This window comes from Vibrio sp. 10N.286.49.C3, from assembly GCF_041469545.1.
Taxonomy (GTDB): Bacteria; Pseudomonadota; Gammaproteobacteria; order Enterobacterales; family Vibrionaceae; genus Vibrio; species Vibrio tasmaniensis_A.
In genome coordinates this window covers 89,428-109,290 of record NZ_JBFRKT010000053.1, presented here as the reverse complement: position 1 = coordinate 109,290, position 19,863 = coordinate 89,428, and the positions used below count along the sequence as shown (strand labels likewise).

Here is a 19,863-nt window from a genome sequence, read left to right as displayed (position 1 = left end):
TCAACCGGAGCTTCAGAAGCAGATTCTGCCTGCTGAGCCTTCTTGGCTTTAGCACGAGCAATGGCCGCAGCGACGGCATCTTTCTTGGCATCGCCAGTACTTTCAGCCGGAGCGTCAGAAGCCGATTCTGCTTGTTGAGCTTTCTTCGCTTTAGCACGAGCGATAGCTGCAGCAACCGCGTCTTTCTTAGCGTCACCTGATTTTTCAGCAGGAGCATCAGTTGCTGCTTGTTGTGCCTTGCGCTCTCGAGCTTGTCGTTTACGTTCTTCACGCAGTTTCGACATTTCAGAATTGTCTGGTTCAGCGCTGTCCGCTTTCTGAGCCGCAGCTTGTTTTGCTTTTGCCTTGGCAATCGCAGCCGCAACCGCAGGTTTCACCGCTGGTTCCGCATTAGGAGCTTGGTCTGCCGCGGCTTTTTGCGCTTTAACGCGAGCAATAGCAGCTGCAATCGCATCATCACCGTCGGCTGATTTCATGTCTTTACGACGGTTATCAGCGGCTTTTTTGAAGCGGTTTTCACGTTCTGCTTTGTCACGCTCCATACGAGCGTTTTTCTCTTCGAAACGAATCTTGGCGCGCTCTGCTGCAGCGGCTTCATCTTTTCGAGTTTTGATCTCAGCTTTTGCTTGGCGGTAGTACTGAACAAGAGGAATTTCACTTGGGCAGACAAATGCACAAGCACCGCATTCAATACAGTCTTTAATATTCAGTTCTTCACACTTATCCAACTCGTTGGCTTTCGCATGCCATTGCAGTTGTTGAGGAAGAAGTGATGCGGGGCAAGCCTCGGCACACGCGCTACAACGAATACATTCCATCTCGTAAGTGCTTGGAGAGATCTCACGACGCGTTGGCGCTAAAATACAGTTCGACGTTTTAGTGATTGGCACATTGGCATGTGGCAAGGTGAAGCCCATCATAGGGCCACCCAAAATCAAACGCGGCAGTTTTTTATCGGCTTTGTAGCCAAACTCTTCAAGTAACTCGTGTACTGGTGTACCTAATAGCGCCCAAACATTACGAGGTTGCTTAAAGGTTTTACCGGTTAATGTCACAATGCGGTTAACCACAGGTTCGCCGTCAATTACCGCTCGCTTAATCGAGTAAAGAGAGCCGACGTTCTGAACCAAAACACCAATGTCTGCAGGGATGCCGCCAGCCGGAACCTCTTTATTAGTAAGGATCTTTATCAGCTGTTTCTCACCACCTGAAGGGTATTTAGTTGGGATAACACGAATGACGATATCTTTGTCTTTCGCTGCAATCTCAAGTGCTTTTATTGCGTCTGGCTTGTTGTCTTCAATACCGATCACGGTCAGTTTTGGTTGAAGGATGTGTTCAACCACTTCGATGCCTTTTAATACTTCGTCGGCATGCTCTTGCAGCAACTTGTCATCAGAGGTGATGTAAGGTTCACATTCCGCAGCATTGACGATCAAAATGTCGGTACGACCTAAGCCTGATTGAAGTTTCTTAGCCGTAGGGAAGCCTGCGCCGCCCATGCCTGAAATACCAGCTTGGCGAATCACATCAAGCAGTTCGTCAGAAGTCTTTGTCGAGAAATCTTCAACTGGATTTTTTTCAATCCAAGCGTCTAAGCCATCAGGTTTAATAACCACGCACACGTCGCTCAAGCCAGAAGGGTGAGCGGTGGTTCGTGGTTCGATAGCGGTAATCACACCCGATGTTGGTGCATGTACTGGCAAAGTAAAACCAGTCTCTAAGGCCGTCAGTTGTTGACCTTTGAGTACGGCATCACCGACAGCAACCAATAAGTTACCAGGCTTACCGATGTGCTGTTTCACTGGAAGAACGATTTCTTCTGGGAGCCTTGCATGCACGATATCAGTAGTATTCGACTGTTTCTTGTTTTCAGCAGGGTGCACACCGCCCGGGAAGTTCCAAATAGAGCCCGTGCGAATTTGTTCAATTAAAGAGATCATACTAACCCTATGCCTTAGGCTCTGACGCGGTCGCATCAGTTGCTTGGTTAGTGATATCAGTAACAGGAATGATGTTCATCTGCCATTTCCAATTTTCAGTCGTTGTTGCCACTGGAATCATTTCGATACAGTCAGTAGGGCACGGTGCGACACATAGATCACAACCTGTACATTCATCTTTGATTACTGTGTGAAGTGCCTTGGTGCCACCAACAATGGCATCAACAGGGCAGGCTTGAATACATTTAGTACAGCCGATACACATATCTTCGTGAATGAAGGCAACGGTTTTTACTTTGTTATCTAAGTCATGAGCGGAGTCTTCAACTTCTACGCCCATTAAATCTGCAAGCTTCTCAATGGTTGCTTGGCCGCCGGGAGGACATTTGTTGATCTTATCTCCGTTAGCGATCGCCTCTGCGTATGGGCGACAACCTGGGTAGCCACACTGACCACATTGGGTTTGCGGTAAAATGGTATCGATTTGATCGACGATCGGATCGGCTTCTACTTTAAAGCGGATAGAAGCAAAGCCTAAGATAGCGCCAAAAACGGCGGCTAAAACGGCGAGTGCAATGATTGCAATTAAGATGGTGCTCATGCTTATTTCACCAACCCAGTAAAGCCCATAAATGCCAGAGACATTAGGCCTGCTGTGATCATCGCAATCGATGCACCTTTGAATGGCATAGGAACATCAGCAACCGCAATACGCTCACGCATCGCAGCAAATAGGATCAGAACAAGAGAGAAACCAACAGCCGCGCCGAAACCATAGATGATCGACTGAATGAAGTTGTGGTTTTCATTGATGTTCAAAAGTGCCACACCTAACACCGCGCAGTTGGTGGTGATAAGAGGCAGGAAGATACCCAACAGGCGATATAGAGTCGGGCTGGTTTTGTGAACGACCATTTCCGTAAATTGAACAACCACCGCGATAACCAAGATGAAACCCATGGTACGCAGGTATTCAATACCCAGAGGGGTAAGGATGTAGGTTTCTACTAGGTATGCAGATACCGACGCTAACGTTAGAACGAAAGTCGTCGCGAGGCCCATGCCAATCGCAGTCTCCAGTTTCTTGGAGACTCCCATGAAAGGACATAGCCCTAAAAACTTCACTAGCACAAAGTTATTGACCAGCACTGTGCCAACCAACAACAAAAGGTATTCGGTCATAATGGATTAATTCTTGAGATTCCGATCCCGATATTATCCTGCTTTGCTTACCTAATAACAACCAAGGATCACTAGGGATTTAGACACTTGGTGAAAAAAACATCAGGTAATCGATTGATTATTAAAGTTACCGTAAGTATAGACGGCCAATTTTTACTTCGTGAGACAAGTTTGTAGGAGTAGTTGAATTGGATCTTTCATAAGATCATTCTTGAATTGAGCTCGATTTGCTTCCTAAGAATAGGGTCATATTTGTGGATTTTGGTGCTCAGAACTATCAAAAAGAGAAGGAAAGCTGCGAGTCGAATACGTTCCCAAACCGCTAAAACGCAAAAAGCCGCATCGAGTGATGCGGCTCCTTTAAATTTGGCCCCCTTGTCGAGACTTGAACGCGGGCGGCTAGGTTTGTGACATTAACTTGGAACAAGTTAGTCGCAGTTATATACGAAAAAAGCCCAATCTTTCGATTGAGCTTTTTTCTGAATTTGGCTCCCCTTGCAAGACTTGAACTTGCGACATACGGATTAACAGTCCGCCGTTCTACCAACTGAACTAAAGGGGAATTGCTTGTTAGCGACGCGAATTCTAATAATAGTCCGAATTTCTGTCAATAAAAAATAGCAGAAAAAAATAATATAAAAAACTTTACTTTCTTGGACGCCTTACCGGATTTAGCCTTTCTTTAGTTATCCACCAAAATTGTGGATAAGTGTGTGTGTGAAACTTTAACAACAATAATTGGGATAAATCTGGGAATATAAAAATTTGAGGTAAGGTAATGTATTTAAAAGATTTGTATCAAAATATCACTATTGTATAACTTTTGACGATTATAAAATATACAGTAAAACAAGTGCTATTTTTAGATTTTTTGGGGAAAAGTAGTGGATTAAAAATTGAGTGACTTAGCTGAAGAGATCTTGCAAGGCCACGGATAATACCAAGTTCTAAAAGTAAAAGCTATCACTGATATCTAATCTTAAGAAGCATTTCTCTAGATAATAGTTGCAACTACACTCCTCCTAGAGTGACAATGACCTGATTATAAAAACAGTATGGAAATGGCGACCTATGAGTAAACTCTTTGACTTGGTATCGGACTATAGCCCGTCCGGTGACCAGCCGACAGCGATAACCAGATTACTAGATGGATTAGATTCTGGTTTGGCACATCAAACTCTATTAGGGGTAACGGGCTCTGGTAAAACCTTTACTCTTGCCAACGTCATTTCTCAATCTCAAAGACCAGCAATCTTGTTAGCGCCTAACAAAACGTTGGCAGCTCAACTTTATGGCGAGATGAAATCTTTCTTTCCGAATAACTCCGTTGAGTACTTTGTTTCTTACTACGATTATTACCAACCGGAAGCCTACGTTCCAACCACGGATACCTTTATCGAGAAAGATGCGTCGATAAATGCTCATATTGAGCAAATGAGACTTTCAGCTACCAAAGCTTTGTTAGAAAGAAAAGATGCCATTATTGTTGCGTCTGTATCGGCTATCTACGGTCTTGGTGATCCTAAGTCTTATTTGAAGATGATGCTTCATTTGAGTCGTGGTGAGGTGATGGATCAGCGAGACATCCTACGCCGCTTGGCTGAGCTGCAATATTCGAGAAACGATGTCGCATTTGAACGTGGTCAGTTCCGTGTTCGTGGTGAGGTGATTGATATCTTCCCAGCAGAATCTGACCAAGATGCGGTTCGAATTGAAATGTTCGATGACGAAGTGGACTGTATTAGTATTTTTGATCCTCTGACTGGTGCGGTGAAACAAAGAGACTTACCGCGTTTTACCGTTTATCCAAAAACTCACTATGTCACCCCAAGAGAGAAGATCCTTGAGGCGATTGAGAAGATTAAGGATGAGTTGCGCGATAGGGCTCAATATTTAAAAGACAACAACAAGCTTCTCGAAGAACAGCGTATTTCTCAAAGAACTCAGTTTGATATCGAGATGATGACGGAGTTGGGTTTCTGTTCCGGTATCGAAAACTATTCACGATACTTGAGCGGCCGTGCGGAAGGGGAAGCGCCTCCAACGTTATTTGATTACCTGCCTGATGATGGTTTGCTGATCATCGATGAGTCACATGTAACTGTGCCGCAAATTGGCGCCATGTATAAAGGTGACCGCTCTCGTAAAGAAACTTTGGTTGAGTTTGGCTTTAGGTTGCCTTCTGCGTTGGATAACCGTCCGATGAAATTTGAAGAGTTCGAATCGATCGCGCCACAAACCATTTTTGTGTCGGCCACGCCGGGTAATTATGAGATTGAGAAATCAGATGGTGAGATTGCTGATCAAGTGGTGCGTCCTACTGGTCTGTTAGACCCAATCATCGAAGTAAGACCTGTCGCGACTCAGGTGGATGACTTGCTGTCTGAAATCAGAATCCGTTCAGTGAAAGAAGAGCGCGTATTGGTCACTACGTTGACTAAACGAATGGCAGAAGACTTAACCGAATACCTTAGTGAGCATGGTGTTAAGGTTCGTTACTTGCACTCAGATATCGATACCGTGGAGCGTGTAGAGATCATTCGAGACCTACGTTTGGGGGAGTTCGACGTGTTAGTGGGCATTAACTTACTTCGAGAAGGTCTGGATATGCCGGAAGTATCGCTGGTGGCGATTCTTGATGCTGATAAAGAGGGTTTCTTACGTTCTGAGCGTTCTCTGATTCAAACCATTGGTCGTGCTGCGCGTAACTTGGAAGGTCGAGCGATCCTTTATGGTGATTCGATTACTAAGTCGATGAGAAAAGCGATTGATGAAACCGATCGTCGTCGCGAGAAGCAGCAAGCCTACAATGAAGAGCAAGGCATCACGCCGCAAGCGTTGAAACGTAATATCAAAGACATTATGGAGCTAGGTGATCTAACCAAGTCGAAGCAGCAGCGCCAATCGAAGCAAGTTCCTCTATCTAAGGTTGCAGAGCCTTCTGAAAGTTATGCAGTACTTACACCGCAACAGCTTGATAAAGAGATCAGCAAGCTAGAAACTGCGATGTATCAGCATGCTCAGAACCTAGAATTTGAATTGGCCGCACAGAAGCGTGATGAAATTGAGCAGCTAAGAAAGCAGTTTATTACCAACAGCTAATCTCACTTTTCATTCGAAGAATTGTTCCCCTCAATACAAGAATTGAGAGTGTTTCAGGCAAAAAAACAGCCAGTAGTAAATGTTCTACTGGCTTACGTTTGTGAACACTCGGTCCACTAACAACGTCAGTTGGCTAGGTGACCCGAAGGTCATTTATACAGTTGCATCGTTCGTGCCAGATAGATAAAACATTGATTATTTGAAGTAAGTAAAAAAACACACTACAAATATTGTGGCTAATTTGCATAATGCAAAGCGGAATGCGACTATAATAAGAAATGCAAATTATAAATGGCTAGGATATGCAATCAAAAACGCTAGATAACAAATCGAAGTATTTGTTGATGGTCGAGGATACCGCTTCGGTAGCAGCTTTATATCGCTCGTATCTTACACCGCTCGAAATTGATATCAACATTGTCGGCACTGGCCGCGATGCAATCGAGAGTTTGAATCATCGAATCCCAGACCTTATTTTATTAGATCTACGTCTGCCTGACATGACGGGTATGGACGTGCTATTTGCTGTAAAACAAAAATACCCTGAAGTTCCGGTTATCTTCATGACGGCTCACGGCTCTATCGATACCGCCGTAGAAGCTATGCGTCATGGTTCTCAAGATTTCCTTATCAAACCGTGTGAAGCCGACCGACTCCGTATTACGGTGAACAACGCGATCCGCAAAGCCACCAAACTTAAAAACAGCTCGGAACACCCGGGAAACCAAAATTACCAAGGCTTCATTGGTAGTAGCCAAACCATGCAGCAGGTTTACCGAACTATCGACTCTGCAGCATCGAGTAAAGCCAGTATTTTCATCACGGGTGAAAGTGGTACCGGTAAAGAGGTATGTGCAGAAGCTATTCATGCGGCGAGCAAGCGTGGTGATAAGCCCTTCATCGCGATTAACTGTGCGGCTATCCCTAAAGATCTAATTGAAAGTGAGCTATTTGGCCACGTTAAAGGCGCCTTTACCGGTGCTGCAACTGATCGTCAAGGTGCCGCTGAACTTGCTGATGGCGGAACACTATTCCTTGATGAATTGTGCGAAATGGACTTAGAGCTGCAAACCAAGCTGCTGCGCTTTATCCAAACCGGTACTTTTCAAAAAGTTGGCTCTTCGAAGATGAAGAGTGTCGATGTTCGTTTCGTATGTGCAACCAACCGTGACCCTTGGAAAGAAGTACAAGAAGGTCGCTTTAGAGAAGATTTATACTATCGTTTATACGTGATTCCATTGCACCTGCCGCCATTGCGCGAGCGCGGTGAAGATGTCATCGAGATTGCGTACTCGTTACTAGGTTACATGTCGGTTGAGGAAGGTAAGGCGTTTGTGCGTTTTGCTCAGGAAGTGCTTGATCGCTTTAATCAATATGAGTGGCCGGGTAACGTTCGTCAGCTACAAAACGTATTACGGAACGTGGTGGTATTGAATAACGGCAAAGAGATTACTCTCAACATGCTTCCACCACCATTGAACCAACCGATTGAAAACAGCTTGCGCTTGAAAGAGAAGCAGAACGAAGACATCACGGTAAAAGATATTTTCCCATTGTGGATCACTGAGAAGACGGCTATCGAACAGGCCATAAAAGCGTGTGACGGCAACATTCCCCGCGCGGCCGGTTTCTTAGATGTCAGTCCATCGACGATATACCGTAAGTTGCAAACGTGGAATGCGAAGCAGTAATCACCAAACAATAAGAAAATCATAATGACGAAAGTATTAAATCAGCAAAAAGTTGATGAGCTCGCCGGTGAAATAGGGCAAGAGAATGTACCAGTTTTGCTGGAAATCTTCTTAGGTGAGTTGAAAGGCTACTACGAACATCTAGAGATAAATAAAGCGTCGGATACATCTAAGTACCTGGCTGATATAAGCCACGCACTTAAAAGCAGTGCTGCGAGCTTTGGCGCAGACTCTTTGTGTAGTTTTGCGATTAGCTTAGACGCAAAAGTGAAGCAAGCATTGCCTGTAACCGAGATTGATTTCCAAGATATGCAAGAGCTCCTGTTATCAACGTACACTGAATATCAGCAGTTGATGACGGATCTCTAAAGCGGCTAGTTATTAAAGAGACTAAAAAAGGAGCATGATGCTCCTTTTTTGTTTTTACTGGTCTCTGTCGTCTAGCCTAAGCTATAAGCATTAAGCCAGTTGATCCCTAATCGCTTGTTGGAGTTTTAAACGGTCGTGTCGCCAATCTCGGTTAGGAGAGGCAAGATCAGTGGTCACACAATTCCATTGCCCTTCTAATTCAGGGTGTGGTTCATTGCCCAGTACAATGTCTATCTTTCTTGCCTTACAGGTACGTTCACACCACTCCAATTGTTCTTGAAGCGTCATTTTTCCTGCAGGGCCGTGCTCTGGCGAAAGGTTTTCAACGAAGATAACTTTTGCCTTGGTATTTTCCGCGATTGCTTTGCCAATTTCTGGCAGTAGCAGCGGGGGCATCACACTGGTTAAAAAGCTTCCTGGTCCAAGGACAATGCAGTCTGCTTGCTCAACTGCAGCAACAGCTTCTTTGGTTGCAGGTACTTCTGGAGATAAGTCCATCATGCGCAGCTTTTCTGTCATGTCATCAACGTTAGTTTCGCCAGTTACCCAACGACCGTCCATTGATAAAGCCGTGAGATCGGAAGGGTGCTCAGTCATCGGGACGATATTGACATCGACCTTGAGCATATTTCGAATTAGGTTAATTGCTTCCAATGGGCGAACGGAAAGGTTGTCTAGTGCCGTTAGCATTAGGTTACCTAAGTTGTGACCATCGAGTTCACCTTGACCGCGAAAGCGATATTCAAACATCATCGAACTGATCGAAGGTTCTGTGATTAATTGGTTGATACAGTTACGAGTATCTCCCCAAGCAATACCACCTTGGCAGTCTCGAATTCTTCCGGTGGAACCACCGTTATCTGTTGTTGCAACAATGCCAGTCGCATTGCTACCAAAGTCTTTTAATGCAGCTAGCATACGACCTAAGCCATGGCCTCCACCGATTGCTACGACTTTCTTTGAAGAGTAAATATTCATTTTTTGTTCTTGTTAGATTATTACCAACTATAATTTAGGTTAAATGCTTCTCGTCAGATACTCAACAAGAGTTATTTTGAGGGTTTGATACGTTTTTTTTGCCGATGTGACCCGTTTTTTGTCATCAGAGCTAGATTCACGTACAAATATTAAGTATTTTATTACTCAGCTACTGTGCGTGTGAATATAACGTGCAGTTGCCATAACTCCGAGCTCTCGCATGCTAAGTCGCACAGTGGTATTTGCTGTACCGATACGCATCAAGAGCCAGTGACATGTTGTCACAAGGGCTTAATTGGAAATGATTATGCCTCCCGTGTTTGGAAAGGTGTTCCGTGGCGCAACAATTCGAAGATAGATTCCATCGCAAGTTTTATTACTTGCGCTTGTCGGTTACAGACGTCTGTAACTTTAAATGTACTTACTGCTTGCCAGATGGTTATAAACCGTCAGGGCAAAAAAACTCGTCTTTTTTAAGTGTTCCCGAGATCAAACGTATTGTGAAAGCGTTTGCAGATTGTGGCACCTCTAAGATCCGCATTACTGGCGGAGAGCCGAGCCTGCGTAAAGACTTTCCTGAAATCATACATACTGTTGCTTCTACTCCAGGCATCGAAAAAGTAGCCACGACAACGAATGGCTACCGCATGGAGAAACAAGTAGGGCAATGGCGTGATGCTGGTTTAACCCATATAAACGTGAGCGTGGATAGCTTAGATTCGCGCATGTTCCATCAGATCACTGGTGAGAATAAGTTTACAGAGGTTATGCGAGGCATTGATAAAGCGTTTGAGGTTGGCTTTGAACAAGTCAAAGTCAACGTCGTATTGATGAAAGACCTCAATAGTCAGGAATTACCAGCCTTCCTTAATTGGATCAAAGACAAACCTATTCAATTACGTTTTATCGAGCTGATGAAAACCGGCGAGATGGACGAGTTGTTCGATAAACACCATGTGTCTGGCGTTGCGATCCGCAACCAGCTTATTGCTAATGGTTGGCTGTTAAAAGTCAAAGCCGTTAATGATGGCCCCGCGCAAGTGTTTGTCCACCCAGACTACAAGGGTGAAATCGGTTTGATCATGCCTTACGAGAAAGACTTTTGTGAGAGTTGTAACCGACTGCGTGTTTCTGCGACCGGTAAACTTCACTTATGTCTGTTTGGCGACCATGGTGTTGAACTGAGAGATCTGATTCAAGAGGATCAACAAGAGCAAGAGCTCATTGATCGAATTCAGGCTCAGCTTCAAACCAAGTCCGTTAGCCACTTCTTACACGATGGCAACAGTGGCATGACTCCAAACTTGGCGTCAATCGGCGGTTAACCCGCTATATACTCTAAAGCATTTTATCGCTCAGCTTCTTTAAGCCGGGCGAATAAGTCTAATCATCGAAAAATTTATATAGGTGAACAAATGGGTCACGCAGAAAGCAAATTTCAAGCAGCAAACATCGCAGTACTAACCGTTTCAGATACTCGTACAGAAGAAAATGACACGTCAGGTGGTTACCTAGCTGAGCATGCTAAAGAAGCAGGCCACAACGTGGTTGATAAGCAAATCGTTATCGATGACATGTACAAGATCCGTGCGATCGTATCTCAGTGGATTGCTGACGAAAGCGTTCAAGCGATTATAATCACTGGTGGTACGGGCTTCACCTCTCGTGACAGCACGCCTGAAGCACTTAAACCACTATTCGACAAAGAAGTAGAAGGCTTTGGTGAGCTTTTCCGCCAAGTGTCTTACGAAGAGATTGGTACATCAACGATTCAATCTCGTGCGATTGCGGGTTTTGCTAACCACACGGTTATCTTTGCGATGCCAGGTTCTACAGGTGCGTGCCGTACAGGTTGGACTAAGATCATCAAGCAACAGATGGATGCGAGTCACCGTCCTTGCAATTTCATGCCACATCTTTCTGTATAAGGTGGATTGAGCATGAGCCAATTTACACACATTAACGCGTCTGGCGAAGCGAACATGGTCGATGTATCGGCTAAAGCAGAGACAGTACGTGAGGCGAGAGCAGAGGCTTTCGTTCAAATGTCAGCAGAAACGCTAGAGCTGATTGTTTCTGGCAGCCACCATAAAGGTGATGTTTTCGCAACGGCACGTATTGCTGGTATCCAAGCAGCGAAGAAGACGTGGGACTTGATTCCACTGTGTCACCCTTTGCTACTGACTAAAGTAGAAGTACAACTTGAAGCCATTGAGTCTGAAAACAAGGTTCGTATCGAATCGGTATGTAAGCTTGCTGGTAAGACAGGCGTAGAAATGGAAGCGCTAACGGCTGCTTCTGTTGCTGCACTGACGATTTACGATATGTGTAAAGCTGTTCAGAAAGACATTGTTATCGAGAACGTACGTCTGCTAGAGAAGACAGGTGGTAAATCAGGTCACTTCAAGGTGGAATCATGATTACGGTACTTTTCTTTGCACAAACTCGTGAACTTGTCGGTGTTGATAGCCTAGAGGTCGATGCGCAATACAATACTATTGAAGCGATTCGTAGCCACCTTGTAACACAAGAAGGCAAATGGGATATCGCATTGGAAGAGGGCAAGCTGCTGGCAGCACTCAACCAATCAATTGTACCTTTGACGACTGAAGTGAAAGACGGCGACGAAGTGGCTTTCTTCCCACCAGTTACTGGAGGTTAACCATGAATGACTCTCGAGTTATTGATCCAAGAGTATTAGTGACTGCTGAAGACTTTTCTGTGGGTGACGAATACGATTATCTAGCTCAAGGTACGGCTGCGGGAGCGGTTGTGACGTTTGTAGGTAAAGTTCGCGACATGAACCTTGGCGACAACGTGATTGGTTTGTCTCTAGAACATTATCCGGGTATGACAGAGAAGTCTCTGAGTGAGATCTGTGACCAAGCTGAAGCGCGCTGGCCTATCCAGAAGATGCGAGTGATTCACCGCGTTGGTGACCTAGATATCGGTGACCAGATTGTTTACGTTGGTGTATCCAGTGCACATCGTGGCGCTGCCTTCGAAGCGTGTGAGTTTGTTATGGACTTTCTGAAAACCAAAGCGCCGTTTTGGAAAAAAGAACGTACTACTGAGGCGACTCGTTGGGTTGACTCTCGAGACTCCGACGCGAAAGCAGCGGAGCGTTGGAAGAAGTAATCCACTCCATAGCGTGTTTCGATCTTAACGTGAAAGCGTATTTCAGATTGGGACGTAGATAGTAAGAAAGCCGACGTTTGACGTCGGTTTTTTTGTGCGTGCTACAAAGTGATTTATAAATAAAAGGTTCTTTAATAAATGGTTAAGCAGTCAAGTTGCATATGAATTCAACGCGTGATTTAGTCTGTCTTGGTGCATTTCCAAATCTGTTTTGGTGCAGTGCTTTATGCTGTTTTGTATAAAGTGATAATCCTCACAAATAGTGCAGTCTATTTAGGGGATATGTGATGTGCAATTAGATTTCATGTGGCATTAATGTTAATTTGCCGACAGTGTTCTAGCATAAGATGCTAAATAAAAGTATCAATTCAGATACATCAACACTAAAGGCTGTTTTTTAATTAATTCCTATGTGTAATTAACTATTCATTAGGTTTTTATTAGAGATTTACACTGTGACCTTGAGTAATTCGGAGAATTATCCGATTTTTTGCGACTTGTTTATGGCAAATTACTTCAATGGTTGATAGTGTGTGCCTCAATCTTTGTAAGGTTTTAGATTTTTATGCTTAAATTTTGAGCTAAATAAATCTAAATCACTGCCGTTCAGTGAACTTAGCAAAGAAGTCATGGATGCAATACGTAAAACTTGGAGTTTATTAAATGTACAAGAATAAAATCACTCAGGCCCTTCTTCTAGGTGCTGGTTTGGCAGTGGCTGCCACTTCTACTCTTTCTATCGCTGCTGAAGTTCCAGCAGGCACAGAACTAGCAAAAGTTCAGGAACTTGTTCGCGGTAACGGTACTGAAGTTGCGACTATCGACCCACACAAATCTCAAGGTGTACCAGAATCTCACGTAATTCGTGATCTTCTAGAAGGTCTAGTGAACCAAGATGGCGAAGGTAATACAATCCCAGGTGTAGCCGAAAGCTGGGAAACGACGGACAACAAAACATTCACTTTCCACCTACGTAAAGATGCAAAATGGTCTAACGGCGATCCTGTAACAGCTGAAGATTTCGTTTACAGCTGGCAACGTGCAGTCGATCCTGCCACTGCTTCTCCATATGCTTGGTACATGGAATATACCAAGATGGTGAACGCGAAAGACATCGTAGCGGGTAAGAAAGACAAGAGTGAGCTAGGTGTTAAAGCTGTAGATGCAAACACGCTTGTTGTTGAACTAGATACAGCGGTACCATATTTCGTAATGATGATGGGCCACACAACAGTTAAGCCAGTACATAAAGCAACTGTTGAAAAGTACGGTGACCAATGGACTAAGCCAGATCACTTTGTTGGTAATGGTGCATTTGCTGTTGATAAATGGGTTGTTAACGAACGCCTAGTACTTAAGCGTAACGACCAATACTGGAACAATGATAAGACTGTTCTAAACAAAGTCACGTTCCTGCCAATCGAAAACCAAGTAGCGGAAATGAACCGTTTCCTATCTGGTGAAATCGATTTTACAGATGATCTGCCAATTGAGCATTTCAAGCGTATGAAAAAAGAACATCCAGAAGATCTATCCGTTGTGGGTAACCTTTGTAGCTACTACTACTCATTTAACACTAAGAAAAAGCCTTTCGATGATGTTCGTGTACGTAAGGCTATTTCTTATGCGATTGATCGTGACATAGTCGCTGGTGCAATCATGGGGCAAGGACAGAAACCTGCGTATTTCCTCACGCCGGAAATTACTGCTGGGTTCGAACCTGAGCTTCCTCAATACGGTAAAATGTCTCAAAAAGAACGTAATGCTGAAGCGGCGCGCCTTCTTGAAGAAGCGGGTTTCGGAAAAGACAATCCTCTTGAGTTCTCCCTCTTATATAACACTGATGAGAATCACAAGAAAGTTGCTGTAGCACTAGGTTCTATGTGGAAGAAGACACTGGGTCTTAAGGTTACACTTGAAAATCAAGAATGGAAAACTTACCTATCTTCTAAAGATACTGGCAACTTTGAAGTAGCTCGTGCAGGTTGGTGTGGTGACTACAATGAAGCGTCTACATTTTTGACCTTGATGGTAAGTGCTAATACGACAGGCGGCCAACATTGGGGAAATCGTGATTATGACACTTTGATAGACAAGGCTATTAACTCCACTTCAGAACAAGAACGTAACGAACTGTATTTAGAAGCAGAGAAGCTAATGGCGAACGATATGCCTATTGCTCCTATCTATCAGTACGTTAAAACGCGTTTACTTAACCCACATGTAGGTGGCTTCCCAACTAATAATGCGGAAGATAAAATCTACTCAAAAGATCTCTACATCAAAGCTGAATAATAAACGCTTCGATTCTAAAAAGTTAATATAACTATAACGATACAGACACTACATGCGCAGGGCGCGCATGTAGCGTCTTTCTAATTTTAATTGTCACAGACTGAAAGAGTGAGTTTATGCTTAAATTCATTATGAAAAGGATATTTGAAGCGATTCCAACCATGTTGGTGTTGATCACTATATCTTTCTTTCTTATGCGTTTCGCACCGGGTAACCCGTTTTCAAGCGAGCGTCCATTACCGCCAGAAGTTATGGCTAACATCGAAGCTAAATATGGCTTAGATAAACCTGTATTTGAACAGTACACCACGTACTTGACCAACATCCTTCAGGGTGATTTTGGTCCATCTTTTAAATACCAAGATTACACAGTAAATGAGCTGATTGCGGTTGCACTTCCAGTATCTGCGAAGGTAGGCTTTGTTGCCTTTATCTTCACATTATTGATGGGGGTAACGGTCGGAACCATTGCCGCCTTGAAGCACAACACCTGGATCGACTACACCATAATGTCGACCGCCATGCTTGGGGTGGTGATGCCATCCTTCGTGTTGGCACCAGCGCTTATCTACCTATTCTCGCTACACTGGCATATATTTCCAGCAGGTGGTTGGCACGGTGGTACGTACATGTACATCGTCCTACCCGTTATCGCGATGTCTCTTCTATACGTAGCAACCTTTGCTCGTATCACTCGCGGTAGCATGATTGAAACCCTAAACAGTAACTTTATCCGTACCGCTCGCGCTAAAGGTCTAAGTTACCGTTATATCGTTCTTAAACATGCGCTTAAGCCAGCAATGCTACCTGTTGTTTCATACATGGGGCCTGCGTTCGTAGGTATCATCACAGGTTCAGTTGTTGTTGAAACCATCTTCGGCCTACCAGGTATCGGTAAGCTGTTTGTTAACGCCGCGTTTAACCGTGATTATTCGTTAGTAATGGGTGTAACCATTTTGATTGGTTTCCTATTCATCTTGTTCAACGCAATCGTTGATATTTTACTAGCGCTTATTGACCCGAAAATTCGCTACTAGCAGGGACGCATGGTTATGTTGAAGAAAAAAGAAAACTTAGAAGCGATCGAAAAATTCTCTGAGAGTTTGGAAATTGAAGGTCGTAGCTTGTGGCAGGATGCGCGTATTCGTTTTATGCGCAACAAAGCCGCAATGATCAGTCTGTTCATTCTAATTGTTATGGTGCTATCGGTAATCTTCTTACCTATGTTGGCACAGCATGCTTACGATGATACTGACTGGTACGCAATGCACGTAGGCCCAAATGCTGATCACTGGTTTGGTACCGACAGTTTAGGCCGTGACCTATACGTTCGTACGATGATTGGTGGCCGTATTTCTCTTATGGTTGGTGTGATGGGTGCATTCGTAGCGGTACTGATAGGTACGCTTTACGGTGCGGCTTCAGGCTTCATTGGCGGTCGCACTGACCGAGTGATGATGCGTATCCTAGAGATCCTATACGCAGTGCCATTCATGTTCCTAGTTATCGTACTGGTGACATTCTTTGGTCGTAATATCGTACTTATCTTCGTTGCTATCGGTGCGATTGCTTGGCTCGATATGGCGCGTATTGTACGTGGCCAAACGTTGAGTTTACGTAGTAAAGAGTTCATTGAGGCTGCGCACGTATGTGGTGTCAGTAAATGGAAAATCATTACACGTCATATCGTACCGAACGTATTGGGTATTGTTGCGGTTTACTCAACGCTCCTTATTCCAAGCATGATCCTTACTGAATCATTCTTATCTTTCCTTGGTCTTGGTGTTCAAGAGCCTATGACAAGTTGGGGCGCGCTGTTACAAGAAGGCTCGCAAACAATGGAAGTTGCTATTTGGCAACTGGCATTCCCAGCGGCATTCATGGTAGTTACGCTGTTCTGCTTTAACTACGTAGGTGATGGTCTGCGCGACGCGCTTGATCCAAAAGACAGATAAAGAAATAGCAATTAAAAGCTATAAAAGATTAAGGAAGCAATAATGAGCTTATTAGATGTCAAAGATCTGCGCGTCGAATTTACCACGCAAGATGGTATCGTAACCGCAGTAAACGACCTGAACTTCTCACTCAATCAAGGCGAAACGCTGGGTATTGTTGGTGAGTCGGGTTCGGGTAAATCTCAAACGGTATTTGCACTGATGGGACTGCTGGCTAAGAACGGCATCATCTCAGGCAGTGCAAAGTTTGAAGGTAATGAGATTCTCAATCTACCAGAGAAAGCACTGAACAAAGTCCGTGCTGAACAGATCGCGATGATCTTCCAAGATCCAATGACGTCACTGAATCCTTACATGAAAGTATGTGATCAGTTGATGGAAGTGCTTATGCTGCATAAAGGCATGGGCAAAGCGGAAGCGTTCGAAGAATCAGTACGTATGCTGGAAGCGGTTAAAATCCCTGAGGCACGTAAACGTATTACCATGTATCCACACGAATTTTCTGGCGGTATGCGTCAACGTGTGATGATTGCAATGGCTTTGCTATGTCGTCCAAAACTACTGATTGCTGATGAACCAACAACGGCGTTGGATGTAACCATTCAAGCGCAAATCATGGAATTGCTGAACGAGCTTAAAGATGAGTTCAATACAGCAATCATCATGATCACCCATGATTTGGGTGTCGTTGCCGGTTCTTGTGACAAAGTTCTAGTGATGTACGCTGGCCGTACCATGGAATACGGCACAGTAGATGAAATCTTCTACGAGCCTAGCCACCCTTATGCGGAAGGCCTGCTTAAAGCAATTCCTCGTTTGGATACCGAAGGTGAAATTCTGCCGACGATTCCAGGTAACCCACCTAACTTACTTCGCCTGCCAACAGGTTGTCCTTACCAAGATCGTTGTCATCGAGTAATGGACCGTTGTAAGCAAGAAGCACCGATTTTGCAGCCATTTGCAAAAGATCGTCAGCGTGCTTGTTTTTCTGATTGGGAGACTTGGACAAAATGAGTAAAGAATTACTATTAGATATTAAAAACCTTAAGGTTCACTTTAGCATTGCGGCTAAGTCTGCTTGGCCTTGGGCGAAACCATCAAACCTTAAAGCCGTTGATGGTGTGGATGTTCATCTTTACGAAGGTGAGACTCTGGGGGTAGTAGGGGAGTCTGGCTGTGGTAAATCAACATTTGCGCGCGCAATTATTGGTTTAGTGGAGGCAACTGAAGGCGAAGTTATGTGGTTAGGTCAAGACCTGACTAAGATGCAGGAAGTGAAGCGTCGTGAGACTCGTAAAGAGATTCAGATGATCTTCCAAGACCCACTAGCATCGCTTAACCCACGTATGTCAGTTGGAGACATCATTGCTGAACCTCTACAAACTTTCTATCCAGAGCTTTCTAAACAGGACGTGAAAGATCGAGTTAAAGAGATGATGGCAAAGGTTGGTTTACTACCAAACGTAATCAACCGTTACCCACATGAATTCTCTGGTGGCCAGTGTCAACGTATCGGTATCGCACGTGCACTTATCTTGAAGCCTAAGATGATCATCTGTGATGAGCCGGTTTCTGCTCTGGATGTCTCTATCCAAGCTCAAGTAGTAAACCTTCTTATGGAACTACAGAAAGAGTTAGGTTTGTCTTTGGTATTCATCGCGCACGATTTGTCGGTTGTGAAACACATCTCTGACCGTGTATTGGTGATGTACTTAGGTAATGCTGTTGAACTAGGTGAATCAGATGCCTTGTTCTCAGATCCTAAGCACCCATATACCAAAGCATTGATGTCTGCAGTTCCGATCCCAGACCCTCGCTTAGAGCGCAGCAAAACGATTCAGATGTTGGAAGGTGATTTACCATCGCCAATCAACCCACCATCGGGTTGTGTGTTCCGTACTCGTTGCCCTGAAGCAACCGAGGCCTGCGCGCAAACCAAGCCAACCATTCAAGGCGATGACGTACACGCAGTATCTTGCTTGCACGTACAAGTCTAGAACCCGTTTGATACGGTTCAGCCTGTGACAGGCTTAAGCGCAACTTTTTATAGGTTGCGCTTTTTTTATGCTTACGTATTCGAGGATCTTCACCTTCATCAAATTATTTGAACAACTAAGCCAACTTCTTCTAGTTTTGAAAAAGTTGGCTTTTTTTATACTAGAGAAAAGTTTGGATGACAGAGGTTTGGATATGGGTAAGTTAGTTGAAGGTGTTTGGCATGACGTTTGGTATGACACCAAAGAAAGCGGTGGCAAGTTTGTTCGCGAAGATGCAGGCTTTCGTCACTGGGTAGAGAATAAAGCGTCCGCGCAGTTTCAGCCTGAAAGCGGCCGTTATCACTTGTACGTATCATTGGCTTGCCCTTGGGCGCACCGCACCCTTATCTTCCGAGAGCTTAAAGACCTAACCGATCACATTGACGTGACGGTTGTTTGCCCAGACATGATGAGTGATGGTTGGCAAATGGGGTTACCTGAACCTCTGTTCGGCCATACGCGCATGCATCAAATCTACACTCAAGCCAAACCTGACTACTCGGGTAGAGTGACGGTGCCTGTGCTATGGGATAAGAAAACCAACACCATCGTGAGCAACGAATCCTCTGAAATTATCCGCATGTTCAACTCAGAATTTAATGAGTTAACAGGCAATACGGATGACTACTATCCGTGGGAATTGGCTAAGAAGGTTGATGAGTGGAATGACTACATCTATCCAAGCATCAACAACGGTGTTTATCGTACTGGCTTTGCAACCACACAAGAAGCTTATGAAGAAGCGTATGGTGCGTTATTTGAAGCCTTAGACAAAGTAGACGCTCACCTTAGCGAACATCGCTATTTAGCGGGTAACGAGATTACAGAAGCGGATTGGCGCTTGTTTACCACTCTGGTTCGATTTGATGCCGTTTATGTTGGGCACTTTAAGTGTAATAAGCAGCGAATTTCAGACTACGTCCATATTCAGGGCTACTTAAAAGAGCTCTACCAGGTCGAAGGCATTAAAGAGACGACCGATTTTTATCACATCAAGCGCCACTATTATTACAGCCATACAGGTATAAACCCAACCCAAGTTGTGCCGAAAGGACCTGCGCTAGACTTAGAATCAGTCCATGGGCGAGGTTAGATTAATCTTAAGAGCATCAAGTAACCTTAAGCGTTAGATATAAAAAAAACCTAGATAAGAATCTAGGGTTTTTTGCTTTCT

18 protein-coding genes, 1 tRNA gene and 1 riboswitch are annotated in these 19,863 nt (G+C 44.3%); of the genes, 14 read left to right on the top strand and 5 right to left on the bottom strand.

Annotated elements, in window-relative coordinates:
* The 4 genes from rsxC to AB4180_RS18980 all read right to left on the bottom strand — a co-directional run.
* A partial coding sequence (rsxC, locus tag AB4180_RS18995; RefSeq protein ID WP_102582675.1) for an electron transport complex subunit RsxC occupies positions 1-1,943 on the bottom strand: 1,943 nt, incomplete at its 3' end.
* 7 nt (positions 1,944-1,950) lie between these two features.
* On the bottom strand, positions 1,951-2,544 hold the full coding sequence (gene rsxB / locus AB4180_RS18990; protein ID WP_004734040.1) for an electron transport complex subunit RsxB: 594 nt from the start codon (positions 2,542-2,544) through the stop codon (positions 1,951-1,953).
* 2 nt (positions 2,545-2,546) lie between these two features.
* Entirely contained in the window at positions 2,547-3,125 is a 579-nt protein-coding gene (gene rsxA / locus AB4180_RS18985) for an electron transport complex subunit RsxA (protein ID WP_102248947.1), read from the bottom strand.
* A 486-nt stretch (positions 3,126-3,611) separates the two neighbouring features.
* Positions 3,612-3,687, bottom strand: a tRNA-Asn gene (locus AB4180_RS18980).
* A 509-nt stretch (positions 3,688-4,196) separates the two neighbouring features.
* Here AB4180_RS18980 and uvrB point away from each other — a divergent pair.
* The 3 genes from uvrB (at position 4,197) to luxU (ending at position 8,287) form a co-directional block, all read left to right on the top strand.
* Positions 4,197-6,227: an excinuclease ABC subunit UvrB gene (gene uvrB, locus AB4180_RS18975; protein ID WP_017063461.1), complete on the top strand. Its 2,031-nt coding sequence runs from the start codon at positions 4,197-4,199 to the stop codon at positions 6,225-6,227.
* A gap of 302 nt (positions 6,228-6,529) precedes the next feature.
* Positions 6,530-7,918 carry a quorum-sensing sigma-54 dependent transcriptional regulator LuxO gene (gene luxO, locus AB4180_RS18970; protein ID WP_004734031.1) on the top strand — a complete coding sequence of 463 codons (1,389 nt, stop codon included), beginning with the start codon at positions 6,530-6,532 and terminating at the stop codon, positions 7,916-7,918.
* A gap of 24 nt (positions 7,919-7,942) precedes the next feature.
* Positions 7,943-8,287, top strand: coding sequence for a quorum-sensing phosphorelay protein LuxU (luxU, locus tag AB4180_RS18965; protein ID WP_017063462.1), 345 nt, complete (start codon positions 7,943-7,945; stop codon positions 8,285-8,287).
* A gap of 90 nt (positions 8,288-8,377) precedes the next feature.
* Here the strand turns inward: luxU and AB4180_RS18960 are convergent, their stop codons facing one another.
* Complete coding sequence (locus AB4180_RS18960; RefSeq protein WP_017092489.1) at positions 8,378-9,265, bottom strand: YvcK family protein; 888 nt, start codon at positions 9,263-9,265, stop codon at positions 8,378-8,380.
* A gap of 194 nt (positions 9,266-9,459) precedes the next feature.
* Positions 9,460-9,612: riboswitch (molybdenum cofactor riboswitch) on the top strand.
* Here AB4180_RS18960 and moaA point away from each other — a divergent pair.
* The 11 genes from moaA (at position 9,601) to AB4180_RS18905 (ending at position 19,782) form a co-directional block, all read left to right on the top strand.
* Positions 9,601-10,590 (top strand): GTP 3',8-cyclase MoaA, encoded by a 990-nt coding sequence (moaA, locus tag AB4180_RS18955; RefSeq protein ID WP_026012219.1) that lies wholly within the window; start codon positions 9,601-9,603, stop codon positions 10,588-10,590. (Overlaps the previous riboswitch by 12 nt.)
* A 90-nt stretch (positions 10,591-10,680) precedes the next feature.
* Positions 10,681-11,193 carry a molybdenum cofactor biosynthesis protein B gene (moaB, locus tag AB4180_RS18950; RefSeq protein WP_017099055.1) on the top strand — a complete coding sequence of 171 codons (513 nt, stop codon included), beginning with the start codon at positions 10,681-10,683 and terminating at the stop codon, positions 11,191-11,193.
* A gap of 12 nt (positions 11,194-11,205) precedes the next feature.
* Positions 11,206-11,685 carry a cyclic pyranopterin monophosphate synthase MoaC gene (gene moaC, locus AB4180_RS18945; RefSeq protein ID WP_004734026.1) on the top strand — a complete coding sequence of 160 codons (480 nt, stop codon included), beginning with the start codon at positions 11,206-11,208 and terminating at the stop codon, positions 11,683-11,685.
* Positions 11,682-11,927, top strand: a complete 246-nt coding sequence (moaD, locus tag AB4180_RS18940) for a molybdopterin synthase sulfur carrier subunit (RefSeq protein ID WP_017085813.1) — start codon at positions 11,682-11,684, stop codon at positions 11,925-11,927. Before moaC ends, moaD begins: the two co-directional genes overlap by 4 nt.
* A 2-nt stretch (positions 11,928-11,929) precedes the next feature.
* Positions 11,930-12,403 carry a molybdopterin synthase catalytic subunit MoaE gene (gene moaE / locus AB4180_RS18935; RefSeq protein WP_102248946.1) on the top strand — a complete coding sequence of 158 codons (474 nt, stop codon included), beginning with the start codon at positions 11,930-11,932 and terminating at the stop codon, positions 12,401-12,403.
* 663 nt (positions 12,404-13,066) lie between these two features.
* On the top strand, positions 13,067-14,698 hold the full coding sequence (locus AB4180_RS18930) for an ABC transporter substrate-binding protein (protein ID WP_017099054.1): 1,632 nt from the start codon (positions 13,067-13,069) through the stop codon (positions 14,696-14,698).
* Between the two features lie 116 nt (positions 14,699-14,814).
* Entirely contained in the window at positions 14,815-15,735 is a 921-nt protein-coding gene (gene oppB, locus AB4180_RS18925; protein WP_004734022.1) for an oligopeptide ABC transporter permease OppB, read from the top strand.
* A gap of 15 nt (positions 15,736-15,750) precedes the next feature.
* Positions 15,751-16,653, top strand: coding sequence for an oligopeptide ABC transporter permease OppC (gene oppC / locus AB4180_RS18920; RefSeq protein WP_004734021.1), 903 nt, complete (start codon positions 15,751-15,753; stop codon positions 16,651-16,653).
* Positions 16,654-16,695: 42 nt separating this feature from the next.
* Positions 16,696-17,667: an ABC transporter ATP-binding protein gene (locus AB4180_RS18915; RefSeq protein WP_017078105.1), complete on the top strand. Its 972-nt coding sequence runs from the start codon at positions 16,696-16,698 to the stop codon at positions 17,665-17,667.
* Positions 17,664-18,650 carry a murein tripeptide/oligopeptide ABC transporter ATP binding protein OppF gene (gene oppF, locus AB4180_RS18910; RefSeq protein ID WP_029224063.1) on the top strand — a complete coding sequence of 329 codons (987 nt, stop codon included), beginning with the start codon at positions 17,664-17,666 and terminating at the stop codon, positions 18,648-18,650. Before AB4180_RS18915 ends, oppF begins: the two co-directional genes overlap by 4 nt.
* Positions 18,651-18,843: 193 nt before the next feature.
* Positions 18,844-19,782: a glutathione S-transferase family protein gene (locus tag AB4180_RS18905; RefSeq protein ID WP_102248949.1), complete on the top strand. Its 939-nt coding sequence runs from the start codon at positions 18,844-18,846 to the stop codon at positions 19,780-19,782.
* Positions 19,783-19,863: the final 81 nt, after the last annotated feature.